11 protein-coding genes and 3 pseudogenes are annotated in these 12,538 nt (G+C 62.3%); all 14 read right to left on the bottom strand.

The window, feature by feature from the left end; translation table 11 throughout:
- Positions 1–752 (bottom strand): LacI family DNA-binding transcriptional regulator (locus ACFTSA_RS23550; RefSeq protein ID WP_377954446.1); only part of this gene is annotated, 752 nt, incomplete at its 3' end.
- A 472-nt stretch (positions 753–1,224) separates the two neighbouring features.
- Positions 1,225–1,804 (bottom strand): annotated as a pseudogene (locus tag ACFTSA_RS23545) (recombinase family protein).
- Positions 1,805–1,956: 152 nt separating this feature from the next.
- Positions 1,957–2,172 (bottom strand): hypothetical protein, encoded by a 216-nt coding sequence (locus ACFTSA_RS23540; protein WP_377954445.1) that lies wholly within the window; start codon positions 2,170–2,172, stop codon positions 1,957–1,959.
- Positions 2,169–2,408 (bottom strand): hypothetical protein, encoded by a 240-nt coding sequence (locus ACFTSA_RS23535; protein WP_377954443.1) that lies wholly within the window; start codon positions 2,406–2,408, stop codon positions 2,169–2,171. Before ACFTSA_RS23535 ends, ACFTSA_RS23540 begins: the two co-directional genes overlap by 4 nt.
- A 275-nt stretch (positions 2,409–2,683) precedes the next feature.
- Positions 2,684–3,481: a putative hydro-lyase gene (locus ACFTSA_RS23530; protein WP_377954442.1), complete on the bottom strand. Its 798-nt coding sequence runs from the start codon at positions 3,479–3,481 to the stop codon at positions 2,684–2,686.
- Entirely contained in the window at positions 3,478–4,203 is a 726-nt protein-coding gene (locus tag ACFTSA_RS23525) for a carcinine hydrolase/isopenicillin-N N-acyltransferase family protein (protein WP_377954452.1), read from the bottom strand. Before ACFTSA_RS23525 ends, ACFTSA_RS23530 begins: the two co-directional genes overlap by 4 nt.
- Before the next feature lie 179 nt (positions 4,204–4,382).
- Positions 4,383–6,074 (bottom strand): ATP-binding cassette domain-containing protein, encoded by a 1,692-nt coding sequence (locus tag ACFTSA_RS23520; RefSeq protein ID WP_377954441.1) that lies wholly within the window; start codon positions 6,072–6,074, stop codon positions 4,383–4,385.
- Entirely contained in the window at positions 6,071–6,964 is an 894-nt protein-coding gene (locus ACFTSA_RS23515) for an ABC transporter permease (RefSeq protein ID WP_377922930.1), read from the bottom strand. Before ACFTSA_RS23515 ends, ACFTSA_RS23520 begins: the two co-directional genes overlap by 4 nt.
- The gene (locus ACFTSA_RS23510) at positions 6,961–7,965 is read right to left on the bottom strand and encodes an ABC transporter permease (protein WP_377954440.1); all 1,005 of its coding nucleotides are present in this window, start codon (positions 7,963–7,965) and stop codon (positions 6,961–6,963) included. The genes ACFTSA_RS23515 and ACFTSA_RS23510 overlap by 4 nt, the downstream gene beginning before the upstream one ends.
- 9 nt (positions 7,966–7,974) lie before the next feature.
- The gene (locus ACFTSA_RS23505) at positions 7,975–9,606 is read right to left on the bottom strand and encodes an ABC transporter substrate-binding protein (protein WP_377954439.1); all 1,632 of its coding nucleotides are present in this window, start codon (positions 9,604–9,606) and stop codon (positions 7,975–7,977) included.
- A gap of 416 nt (positions 9,607–10,022) precedes the next feature.
- Positions 10,023–10,454, bottom strand: coding sequence for a GntR family transcriptional regulator (locus tag ACFTSA_RS23500; protein ID WP_377954450.1), 432 nt, complete (start codon positions 10,452–10,454; stop codon positions 10,023–10,025).
- Between the two features lie 9 nt (positions 10,455–10,463).
- Positions 10,464–10,703 (bottom strand): annotated as a pseudogene (locus tag ACFTSA_RS23495) (winged helix-turn-helix domain-containing protein); the annotation flags it as partial.
- Between the two features lie 117 nt (positions 10,704–10,820).
- A pseudogene (locus tag ACFTSA_RS23490) lies at positions 10,821–11,660 on the bottom strand (biotin/lipoyl-containing protein); the annotation flags it as partial.
- 137 nt (positions 11,661–11,797) lie between these two features.
- Positions 11,798–12,364: a recombinase family protein gene (locus ACFTSA_RS23485; RefSeq protein WP_377954438.1), complete on the bottom strand. Its 567-nt coding sequence runs from the start codon at positions 12,362–12,364 to the stop codon at positions 11,798–11,800.
- Positions 12,365–12,538: the final 174 nt, after the last annotated feature.

Raw genomic sequence — 12,538 nt, 5'->3', positions numbered from 1 at the left:
TTGCCGGCGATGATCGCACTGGGCAGTGCCCGCCCGGGGGTCAGGTAGCTAGACAATGCCCTGTAAGCGGAGTCGGAGTCGTTTTCTGTCTCCAGTACCTGCAGTACGGCCCCATGCTTGTCCGCCGCCTCACGGAGCCCCCGCTCCCGTTCGGCACGCGTGGACCAGCGGCCCGGATAGGCCAGGAAGAGCCAATCCGTGTACCCGTGCTGGGCCAGATGGGCCCCCGCCTTCATGCTCGCCGCAAAGTTGTCTGTGAGGATGCTCGGGACTTGCGCCGCGTCCTTCGGCGGTGCCGAGTCCACGAAAACCACGGGGATGTCCCAGCTTTCCAAGAGCTTAACGTTCTCCAAGCTCAGCGTCAGGGTAGTGATAATGCCGGCCGTGCGTGACTGGATCAGATCCTGAACAATGGCATCTTCCACCTCGGGCGTGTACACCCCTTCTGCCGCGATGTCGGCCACAACCGCGTTTCGGCTCGATCCGCGCAGAACACGCTGAATGCCCTTCATCAAATCCAGGTAGTAGTAGTTCGACGTGCTCGCGGTGATGACCGCGATCGAACTGCGCGATTTCTTGCGGAGCTCCTGCGCAGCACGATTCGGGACGTAACCCAGCTCCCGGGCAGCCTTCAGCACCAGCTTCCGGCTCGCGTCGGAGACATCCGCGCCGTTACTCAAGGCGCGCGAAACCGTATAGGAAGAAAGTCCTGTGGCTTCGCTCAAGTCCCGCAGCGTGGGCTTCTTCGCCATTTCGCGACTGCTTTCTAATCGTTTAGGGAAAGGCTTCGCGAAGTTCCCAATCGCGTTACCTAAAGGATTAGGTAAACCATAGATGTGATCACCCGCACACGTCAAGAGGCGATCGCAGCAAACGTCTCGGCCCACAGAGAGGGGCCACCAAGGCGCTCCAGGTCGAATGGCCCGTTACCCACTGCCTCTGGGCAGGGGAGAGGCCCCCCGACGTCGTCGGAGCCCGGCGGGCAGCGACTGAAATAATGGTCCGCGATGTCAGCTGGGTGCCGGGGTGGGGCTGGGCAGGAGTCAATCCCCCTCCTATGCGCCCTTTGACTCCACCTTCCCGGACATCCCCACAGTGAATAGGGATATCCGCTGAGCGGTTCGACGTCTGGAGTCTGGGAGAAAACGCCGGGAACAGCCTTTCTGCAGGCACAGAACCGGCTATTTTAGACGGCCAATAATTGTGTTCCGTCAGGCGGGCCGTTCAGCTTTCGGCTGGCAGGGGAGTGGTTTCGGCCAGCCGGGCCTGACGCAGGTACTGGTACACGGTTTCCCTGCTGATGCCGTAGTCGATGGCGCGAACTGATTTAGGAATCCCCGGAGCGTACGGCAGAGCTGGCGGAGTAAGCGTCTTTTTCCGCCCTTTATAGGCGCCGCGCTGCTTGGCCAAGGCAATACCTTCCCGTTGCCGCTCCTTGATCAGAGCCCGTTCGAATTCGGCGAAAGCGCCCATGACGGAGAGCATGAGGTTAGCCGTGGGGGAGTCCTCCCCGGTGAAAACCAGGCTCTCCTTGACGAACTCCACCCGCACCCCTTTGCGCGTTAGGCGTTGGACCAGGGCGCGAAGGTCATCCAGGTTACGGGCCAGCCGGTCCATGCTATGCACTACGACGGTGTCCCCGTCGCGGGCGAAGCCCAGCAGTTCGGCCAGTTGTGGCCTGGCCGTGTCCCTGCCGGACGCCCTGTCCGGCAGGGACACGGTCCAGGGTCAAACCGTCGAGCTGACGTTTCTCGTTCTGCACCCACGTGCTCACCCGTACGTACCCAATTCGTTGACCAGCCACCTCTGCCTCCAACCCTCATACATGTGGGATTGAGTTCCAGGACCTTCGCAGACGAAGGTCAAGAGGTACAGGTCTTTGCGTCAGGTTGGGTGTGCCATAACCGGACTATCTCCCCACCCATGAGCCAGGTACTTTGGACCTGATTAGTCCGGTTACTTGTGCCCGGTGACCCAGAACGAGGACAGATCGAACAGTGCCAGACGGTCCGGGTTTCGCTTCCTCGGACAGGTGCCGGGCGGCGAGCCCGGCTTCATGCCGTCCTGCCGGGCGGCGAGCCAGTCCATGGCGGCGCAGGCATCGTCCGTGGCGGCGCCGTCGACGCCGAAGTCCCCGGTGAGGGTGGTGTCGGCCCACCAGCGGGTGGTCACCAGCTTCGAGCCGGGACACGGCAGACCAGGGCGAAGGCAAGGTCGCGCATCCGCCCGGCCCGCCCCAGCAGCGCGGGCAGCGCCGAGAGGTTCGCCCGGGTCTCGTGCTTGACCTTGCCGTCCTGCCGGAAGGACCGGCGAAGCAACACCGATTCGTACTCGACCGTCTCGCCGGCCTTGTTGACCCGCCGGCTATTCGTCCGGGCTACGTGCATCGCCTGCGTTGTGCGTGCCATGCCAATATTGACAGCGACCTCTGGTGCGAGTGATCCACGACACGGAAAATTTAGTGGCTGCAAATGCTGGTAAAAAAGTGGCCCCTCGGCCGGGAACGCAACCGAACCCGGCCGAGAGGCCAACGTAACTTCAGGCTAAGTGCTCTCAGCCGAACCCTAAAGCTCATTCGACTCCTCGATCCTGTCACCAGACTCACGACCCACGTTCAGGATCAAGGCCGACAGACTAATGCGGCGTCCGCCAAGTAAGGTTCATGCTTTCTCAATGCGCCAAATCAGGATGGAGCATTCGTTCGGTAGCTGCTCTCCAGAACGTCGGTGATGAACATGTGCCCGGGAGCGTGGCTGATGGCGAACTCTGGCTTGGAAGCCATGACCGCGCTCTGCGGCGTTACGCCGCAGGCCCAGAAGACCGGGACCTCGCCCGGGCGTATCTCCACAGCATCACCGAAGTCCGGGCGGTTGAGGTCCAGAATGCCGATCGTATCGGGAGAACCGACATGGATGGGTGCGCCGTGTACTTGTGGCACCTCACCCGTTATACGGGCTGCCGTTGCAACCAATTCCGGCAGCATCGGGCGCATTGAAACTACCATTGGGCCGTGTATCCGCCCGGCCGGCGTACATTCGATGGTGGTGCGGTACATCGGAACGTTCCTATCCATCTCGACATGACGCAGAGGGATGCCCTCTTTGACCAACGCAGCCTCGAAGGTGAAGCTGCAACCGATGAGTATCCCGACCAGGTCATCGCGCCAGACTGAAGTGACGTCATCGGTCTCCCCAGTCAACTCACCGTTCTGCCAGACCCGGTAGGCGGGAATGTCGGTGCGGATGTCGGAGCCAGCAGCCAGTGCGCTAGTAACTTCACCCGGCTGAATGACGTCGATTACCGGACAGGCCTGCGCATTGAGTGCACAAAACTCCAATACTTCTTCGGCGTAGTCAGCGGGGACCGCGATTAAGTTGGCTTGAGTGAAACCGTCGCTCCACCCAGCCGTGGGAGTGACCAGCCCGCTGCGAAATTTTCCGCGGGCTTTTGAGGGCGTCATGCGCGCGGGGAGGCTGGTCATGCTGCCAGTACCTTCGTTCCGTAGAGAGTTATTGTGCCATCTTCTGTGGTTAGCAGTCCTGTATGGTCCACCTTCGATACCTGAAACGGCAGGTACTCACCCCAGGAATCTCGAATAAAACTCTCGTACCCGCGAGACGTGCCTGAGGGCCATCCGTAGCACCACCACAGGGTGCCCTCAGCAGGGACCATGATCTCACTCGATATCGTTCCGCTGTCCTTGCCGTGAGCATCGACGGTCCGCGCCTCATGGCTGCTGGCGTGTTCCTGGTCATTATTTTGGGCGAGGACCGAATGCAGGGCTTGACGGACATCCTGTACTTCGAGGAGCGGCATGGACTGCACGACGGCGGCCTGGCCGAGGCGTTCTTTGGAAAAGCTGTCTCCTACCCAAGCATCGTCGTCGGGCTCTTGTCCGCCGAACCAGGAATTGGTGCAGGCGATGTTTTGCCCGGGTTCCGTTGTACTCCGGGTCGAGCGTTGGCCATTGACCGTGACGACAACAACACCCTTGGTATCGGCTACCAGGTAGTTCCCGTCGTTTAGTCCGGACGCTCGCTGTTGCAATAACGAAACGAATTCCTCCGCCGAAGCCGCCTGTCCCAGTACATCGCGTGTGGCCTGCGGCTCTACTAGCTTTCTGTCCCCATTTGATTCCGACTTTGATGCGGGCACGTATGAATACGTGAAAGCGACTCCACGTGCGTTCAGGCCCCTGGTCATCACCGAGTCCCAGGGGACCGCCTCAGCGGCCCTATAGGTGGTCACTTCCGTTCCGATGAATGGATGAGCTCCTTCGGTTGATGCGAAAACCCGGCTGCCAACGAGATACGGATTGTCGCTGTTACTGCCCAGTACCGGTCCGGCCGTGGATTGTGCGGCAAGGAGGGTGCACATGTGAGTTACCTGCTTTCGGCCAACGCAGCCGGCAGGGCCGGGACGGTGACGGCTGGCAGTTCCCCGATTCGCCCGGGGTCGGGCATCGCATCGAGAAGGGCCTGCGAATAGGGATTGCGCGGTTTGCGGTAGAACTCCCGGGCAGGCGTGGCTTCCATCAGCCGTCCCTTGTACATCGTGATTACCGTGTCGGTCATGTCCCTCACCAGCGCGAGGTCGTGGGACACCATGATCAGGGTGAGGTTGTTTTCCTCGACGAGTTCCTGGAACAGGTCCATGATGCGTTGCTGGTTGGTGACGTCCAGGGCGCTGACCGGCTCATCGGCGATGAGGATTTCCGGGTTCGGCGCCAGCGCCCGCGCGATGGCCACACGCTGGCGCTGGCCCCCGGAAAGATGTGTGGTGCGCTGTCCGAGAATGGTCCGGGGGAGGTGCACGCGATCGCATAGTTCAAGGACCGCCGACGGCGAGGCGTTCCGGTCTGCGACGCGCAGCGCCTCGAGGAGGAGCTCTTCGGCGGTGTTGCGGGGATCCAGGCTTCGACTGGCATCCTGAAATACCAGCTGGACTTTGCGCCGGAACTCCCGCTCCGACGCCGGGTCAAGCCTCGCCATGTCTTGACCTGCTACGGTGACGCGCCCAGCTGTAGGCTTCTCGAGGCCCACCAGCAGACGCGTCAACGTCGACTTGCCTGACCCGGATTCGCCGACAATAGATGTGGTGCTGCCGCGCGGGATCTCAAAACTGACGTCACTCAGGGCGTCAACAACTGCTCCCCGGCCGAAAATACCCCGGGAGCCGTACCGCTGGCTGGCGCCCTGGACGGAAATGGCAGCGGGTTCATTCGTCCGGGCTGCCGTGGCGGGAGCCCGCAGAACGTGCGGCGACGAGAGGCGGGGCGAGGCATTGAGCAGCGCTATCGAGTAGGGGTGCTGCGGGTTCTCCAGGACCGGTGCAACGTCGCCCGATTCGACGATGAGCCCGTGCTCCATGACGCTGACCTCGTCGCATAGTCCCGCGACGACACCGAGGTTGTGTGTAACGAAGAGAACACCGAGGCCTTCGTCGGCGAGCTGGCGAAGGAGACGGAGTACTCCCGCCTGAACCGTCGGGTCCAGGGCGGTTGTGGGCTCGTCAGCGAGCAGGAGGCTGGGTCGGTTGGCAAGTGCGAGGGCGATCATTGCCCGTTGGCGCATGCCACCGGACAACTGGTGCGGAAACCGGTTTGCCACCTTTTCCGGCTCAGGCAGGCGCGCTTGGCCGAGCACCTCGAGCACCCTTGCCCGTGCGGATTCCTTGTCAACGCCATGATCCTGCAGGGAGTGGAAGATCTGTTTGCCTACCGTGAGCATCGGGTGGAAGCCGCTCAGCGGGTCCTGCAGCACCATTGATACGACGGAGCCGCGGAGACGACGCTGTTTATTCGGGGCGAGATCCAGGATCGGCTGGTCCGCGACGAAGACCTGGCCGCCCGTGCGCTCGATGCCCTGCGGCAGCATCCCGAGGCAACTCAGCCCGGTAAGCGTCTTGCCGCTGCCGGACTCGCCGACAAGCCCTAGTACTCGACCGGGGGCGACCGAAAGTGATACTCCCTTGACCAGTTCCCTGGCTCCCTGCGAGGCAGTTAGGCGGAGATCCTCGATCCTCAACACGTGAGTGCCCGGGTCTTCCCTCCGTGAACTGTGGAACTGGGTCATGATGTCCTCTCGGTTTGTCCGGTGGGAAGGGCGATTTCTCCGCTGGCAGCCGCGCTTGGGCGAGCAGCGGCGAGCCGTTCCCTGACGGCCTCGCCGGTCAAGGCAAAGGAGACCACTGACAGGCACAGCACCAGGCCCGGCATGAGGCTAATCCACCACTGGCCCGTGGCGACGTAGTTAGCTCCCATGGAGATCACGTAGCCCCATTCGGGTGTGGGCGGACGGACACCGGCCCCGAGGAAGCTCAGTGCGGCGGTGAGGAGTACGGAGACACCTAGGCTGACCGAGATATTCGCCACTGCGCTGTCAACGGAATTAGGGAGGGCATGCCGCGTGAGTGTACGCATCGTTCCGAGGCCCAGGACGCGGCAGGATGCCACAAGGCCGCCCTGTACCACGGAATGCAGGGATGAGCGGATCAGCCGGGCGAAGATCGGGGTGGTTACGAAGATAACTGCAGTGATCACCGCACCGGTTCCTCGACCAAAAATCGCCGTTAGCGCCAACGCAAAGACGGTGACCGGAACCGACTGGAAAACATCGAGGGCAGCATCGACGACCCGGGCCAGTACCCGCCAGGTCCGGCCGCCAGCGGCTGAAAAGCCAGTGATGGAGCCGAGCACGAGTCCGAGTACAAACGAAGCACCGACACCAACCAGGGCGATCGAAAGGTCCGTACGGAAGGCCGCGATGACGACGGAGAAGACGTCGAGGCCGGATGCGTCGGTTCCAAAGGGGTGCGCGAAGCTGGGTTCCTGGAGGACATCCACCGTGGGCTTTTCCGGGTCGTAGGGAGCAATCCAGGGGCCGATGACGGCAAGGACGACGCAGATGAAGCTGCCAACGACGCCAACCTTCCCCGCGGGTGTGGTGGGTATCAGGCTTTTCATACTTTCCTCAATTGCGGATCGATTGCGGCGTGTAGAAGGTCGTTGGCGAGGTAGACCATGGCTGTAAACAATCCGGCAATGAGAACGAAGCCCTGCACACCGACGTAGTCAGAGCGGGTCACAGCGGCCACTGCGTACTGTCCCACACCGCCCCAGGAGAAGACGGTTTCGACGAGGACGGCTCCGCCGACGAGGAAGACGGTGGTGGAGGCCAGAGTCGTGACCATAGTTGGCGACGCGAAACGCAGAATGTATCGAACACGTCGCCATGGAGAGATGCCCCAGGAATCGGCGAAGCGGGCGAAATCCGAGCCGTTGACTTTCTCGGTCACTGCGGACATGATCCGGATGACGGGTGCCAGGTAGACAAAGATCAACGTGATGCACGGCAGAACCAGGTGGGCTACTGCGTTTGCGACAGCAGCTGGATCCCCGGCGATGGCGGCGTCGAACAGTCCGACGTTCGTCACCGGGGGGACGGTAATCCTCGCGTCCAGCTGGCCGCTCGGCGATGCGCCAATGCCAAGCTGCACATAGAACAGGGAGACCAGGCTAAGGCCAACCCAAAAATCGGGGACAACGCCAGCGAGGAACCCGTATCCACTGACGACCTTGCGCGCGAGTCCGTGTGGCCGCCATAGCAGCCACCCGACCAGCAGTAGCGCCAGCAGGATGATCATGAGCAGGGAGAAGAACATCAGGAGCAGAGTTGCGGGCGCCCTCTGCACGAGGTCCTGAACGACGGGGCTGTTGGTTTGGATGGAGGTTCCCCAGTCCCCCTGGAGGACACCGGCCACGTAGTGCCAGAACTGTACCCACAGAGGCCGGTCCAGTCCCATCGACTCGCGGATTCGCTCGACCTGCTCGGCTGTTGCCTGACCCCCGGCGAGTGCATAGGCGGGGTCGCCGGGTATCAGTCGAGTGAGGAGGAAAACAAGGACGAGCAAGCCAAAGAGCTGGACGGGTAGTAGGGAAAGACGACGGAGCAGGAAGCGGGCCAAGACACGGCCCTACTTGACGAGCTTGAGGTCTGCGAAGCGGACTCCGTTATTCGGATACCACGTGACGTTGGAGACGCGCTTTGAGTGCGCAACATGCCATCCGGGGTTGGCCAGGAGTACCCAGGGCTGCTCCTGCATCCAGATTTGCTGGGCCCGGTCGGCCTTCAGGTTGCGGGCTGATGGCTCGGGCTCGACCAGCATCTCTTCAACGAGCGTGTCGAACTCCGCGTTCTTCCAGGACCCGACGTTGAGGTAAGACGTGGACTTCCAGTAGACGCCGAGGGCGTAGGCCGGGTCAGCCACGAAGGGCCAGAATGCGGCGAGGTAGGCCTGACCGCCGCGCTTGTACAGCTTGTCGAAGTAGCTCGACGCCGGCAGTCCCTCGAGCAGCACATTGATGCCGATTTGCTTGAGGGCGGACGCCACGATGGGCGCGATCAGCGGATCTTCGTAGTTGTCGTTGGAGAAGGTCAGAGTCAGGTTGAATCCGGTGACAGCGGCCTCCGCCATCAGGCTCTTGGCCTTGTCAAGGTTGGTCTTGTACTCGTTGTACTTGGCGGTGTGGCCCGGGTAGTCCTCCGGGAGGGGGCTGTTCAAGCCGGTCGCCGTGCCCAGGTACACGCTGCTCAGGATGTCGGCGTAAGGCAAAGCGTAGGCGATTGCCTGGCGTACCCGGGGATCCTTCAGGTTCGGGTCGAGCGCATTGAGCGGCATGACCTGGATCTTGTTGGACTTGTAGGACGTGACGGTGAGCCCGGCCTTCTGGGCCGACTGCAGCTGGCTCGGACTGAGGTTCATGGCGATGTCCGCTTCACCGGACTGCAGCAGCGCGAGCCGGTTCGCGCTGGTCGGCACAGAGCGCCAAACGACCTTGTCGAAGTCAGGCTTTGTCAAGGAATGCGGGTTGGCAGAGAGCGTGACCGTCTGGCCTTCCTGGAAAGCCGATACGGCGTAAGGTCCGAAGCCGGCGGTGTTCTTGCCAAGCCAAACCTGTGCCCACGGATCGTCGGCTGTGGCGTGCTGCTTGGCGGCAACGGAGTCAAACAGTCCTGCATAGAGCTTGGCTGCGTCCACCTTGAAGAAAATTGTGTTCGGCTTCTCGAGCGCAAACTTGACGGTCCGCTCGTCCAGGGCGACCACCTGGTCAGCACTTGTGATCCCCATCGAGTTGGCCATGAACAGGCCGGTCTGCTTGAGGGCGAAGTTGCGCTGAAAGGACCAGACGACGTCGGCAGACGTCAGCCTGTTGCCCAAATTCGAGACAATGTCGTCCCTGAGAGTAATGGTGATGGTTCGCTGATCAGCCGAGACGTCGATTGTCTTGGCAAATCCGTTCTCGATGCCGCCCGTTACTCCACTCGCGAGGATATCGGCGATGGAGGTGCCGTTGACCTGGGTCTTGCCGAACGCCACGATGTCACCGCCGTAGGTGTTTCCGACTATGTTCTCGCCGGCCACGTTCGCACCGGCAGCGCTGTCCGTATCGAAGTTGGCGGGAAAATCGGCACCGACATATACAAGGGTGGAACTGGAACCGCCGCCCGCCGCCACCCCGCGCGACGCGCAGGACGCGATCAGCGGAGTCACGCCGGCCAGAACGCTCACGGCAAGGAAGCCGCGCCTCGACAAATTAATAGCCATTCGATTCATCCTCAGGATTTTGGGAGGGACATGCCCAAACGGACGCGGAAGCGGCCCGTCATTTTTGCCGGATGCTGTACCTGATGCATTGGCGGGTTGGGTTGTTGAACAATCCCTATGTTGTTGAACAACCTATGACGTGCACCACAGTAGGGTCAAGTTTCTTGCGTAATTATTTTGCAGGATGACGGATCGGCCATGGTTGTGCGGCCCATGCAGATGGACTGAGACGTTTCAGGGGCACGCCGAATGGGTCCCCTGAACGAGGACAGTCCCGAAATGGGCACAAATAGGGGGTGTTTGCCTCGCCGCTAAACAGTAACGGGGCTGAAAAGTTCGACGGATCGACGACGTTTCCCGCTACGCGGCAACGCCGCCAATCCGCCGGGTTGGGGTCCGATTGGCGCCGGGGGTCCTTAGGCCTGTTGCATGACGGCGAGCAATTCCTGCTCCGCTGAATCTAGGTACGTCCTCATCAGTTCGGCTGCGTCCGACCGTTTCCCTCGTTCGAGGAGATCAACGACGTGCGCGTTCTCCGCGATGTACGGAGCATGGAATTCGGGGTCGAAGGCCATCGCATGGAAGACCAGCCGCATTTCGGCCAGGACGGGCGCCATCATTGCACTGAGCCTGGGGCTACCGGCAAGGGAGACGACGGTGGCGTGGAAGTTCTGGTTTGCTGTCCCCATGTCGGTTGCAGATCCTGCAGCCCGTGCTAGCTGGGCGTTCTCGACGGCCTCCCGTAGCGCGCTGAAATTTGACGTCGTTGACCAGCGGAGGGCAGCGGGTTCCACGTAGCGCCGCACGCGATAGATTTCCCGGACGTCCTCCGCCATTGGTTGGGCCACGAATACGCCCCGATTAGGGATTCGGCTAATAATGCGTTCAGATGCTAGCGCGGTAAAGGCTTCCCGCAACGTGTTTCGAGAGACTCCGAGGGCCTCACAGAGGTCCTCTTCCGGGAGTTTCATTCCGGGGGCAAGATGCCCAGATGCGATTCGGTCCCGAAGCGTCGAGGCGATCCAATCCCCGGTGTGGGCATGTTTGGCCCCGGATGGTCCCGAGTGGATCTGGGTCAAAACATCCTGCAGAGTCATATAGGAACCATAGAGCATCGGTCCCGCACCCCTGAGATTCCAGGCCCTCAGATGCCCTCCGGTGCCCGCTCCCTCATCACCTCGGGGTTGGTGCTGAGGGGAACGGGCGTCCTGCATCTAACCAATGAGTGCAAGCACGGATCCGGCGCTAACCACCCCGCCCGCTTCCGTTCGGATACCGGTCAGGGTTCCGGCTCGGTGCGCTGGGAGCTGGTTTCCATTTTCATGGCCTCGAGGACGACGACGGGGTCCCCTGCGCCCACCCCTGCGCCCACCTCGGTGCCGGGCTCGACGAGCCACTTCACCACGGTGCCGGCCATGTCGGCGCGCAGTTCCCCGGGATCAGCGGAACCGGAGGCGTACCGCCGTCGGAGGCTGAATTAGCCGTTACCGCCGCGGGAGGTGCCTGGCCCGAGCGGGCCCAGCCTTCCAGCAGGTCGGCCGGGAGCCCGACGGCGAGCCTGCGCCCATCCACCTCGACGGTGATGGTGCGCCGTTCGCCTTCGGGGCTGGTGATGCCGTAGCCGGGATCGGCGGGGATCCGGTCCGCGAAGCCGGTTTCGATCCAACGGATGTGGTGCCCAGGCCGGCCTCGGAGGTGAAGTCCGGGGAGTCGAGCACGGCCCGGTGGAACGGCAGCACGGTGGTCACCCCTGTGGTGATTTCGGCCAGGGCGCGCCGGGCGCTACGCAGCGCCTGCTGCCGGTCCGCGCAGGTGACGATCAGTTTCGCCAGGAGGGAGTCGAACTGCGGCGGTACGAGGGACACCGAGCGCACCCTGGTGTCCAGGCGGACACCGGGGCCGGTGGGGCCGTTGAATTCGCCGATGGTTCGGGGGGAGGGGAGGAAGCCGCGGCCCACGTCCTCTGCGTTTAGCCGGAATTCGAAGGAGTGGCCGCGCGGTGCGGGGTCTTCAGTGAGGCGGAGGCGTTCGCCGGCGGCGATCCGGAACTGTTCCCCTCGGAGCCTCTAATCCGTACCCAGAGTGGAGTCACCGCAGCTACTTCTGCTCCCTGGCTCGAACGCCGATAACCGAGATTCCGTCAATCTGGCGTGGTTGCTGTTGCGAGATAACAGGATTGCCGGTGAGAGGTTCAGGAAGGCCTGGCCTGGCGGAGGTACTGGTACACCGTTTCCCTGCTGATGCCGTAGTCGCTGGCGAGGACGGCTTTGGGAATTCCATTGGCCGCCCGCTGCACCAGCTCGGCCGCCCGTTCCGGCGTGAGGGTTCTCTTCCGCCCTTTGTAGGCCCCGGGCTGCTTGGCCAGGGCGATACCTTCCCGCTGGCGTTCCCTGATCAAGGAGCGTTCGAATTCGGCGAAGGCCCCCAGGACGGACAGCATGAGGTTGGCCATGGGGGAGTCCTCCCCGGTGAAGAGCAGCTGTTCCTTAACGAACTCCACCCGTACGCCCCTACGCGTCAGAGTCTGGACCAGGGCACGCAGGTCATCGAGGTTGCGGGCGGGCCGGTCCATGCTGTGCACCATGACGGTGTCCCCGTCACGGGCGAAGTGCAGCAGTTCGGCCAGTTCCGGCCTGGTCGTGTCCCTGCCTGAGGCCTTGTCGGTGAAGACCCCGTCCAGGACCTGGCCTTCAAGCTGACGTTTCTCGTTCTGGTCGAGGGTGCTTACGCGCACATACCCGATGCGTTGTCCAGCCACCGATGCCTCCAAACCCGTCGACCTGTCAGCTTGAGTGCTAAAGCCTTCCCAGAAGAACGTCAAGACATCCGAGCAGCGACGCCTGGCGCAGGAGTAGTCGTGGCTTTTTCGAGCGCTACGCTGAGATCTGTTTGCTCACGCCAAGGCACAATGCGTTGGGCTCCCCACGGGACA

The organism is Arthrobacter sp. NPDC057013, from assembly GCF_042674585.1.
Lineage (GTDB): Bacteria > Actinomycetota > Actinomycetes > Actinomycetales > Micrococcaceae > Arthrobacter.
This window is presented reverse-complemented; position numbering and strand designations above follow the sequence as displayed.

Bases quoted from the DNA above. Each gene is read 5' to 3' on its own strand.
- ACFTSA_RS23535 (WP_377954443.1), bottom strand. From the start codon at position 2,408: ATGGCACGCACAACGCAGGCGATGCACGTAGCCCGGACGAATAGCCGG.
- ACFTSA_RS23530 (WP_377954442.1), bottom strand. From the start codon at position 3,481: ATGACCAGCCTCCCCGCGCGCATGACGCCCTCAAAAGCCCGCGGAAAA.
- ACFTSA_RS23525 (WP_377954452.1), bottom strand. From the start codon at position 4,203: ATGACCAGGGGCCTGAACGCACGTGGAGTCGCTTTCACGTATTCATAC.
- ACFTSA_RS23520 (WP_377954441.1), bottom strand. From the start codon at position 6,074: ATGACCCAGTTCCACAGTTCACGGAGGGAAGACCCGGGCACTCACGTG.
- ACFTSA_RS23515 (WP_377922930.1), bottom strand. From the start codon at position 6,964: ATGAAAAGCCTGATACCCACCACACCCGCGGGGAAGGTTGGCGTCGTT.
- ACFTSA_RS23505 (WP_377954439.1), bottom strand. From the start codon at position 9,606: ATGGCTATTAATTTGTCGAGGCGCGGCTTCCTTGCCGTGAGCGTTCTG.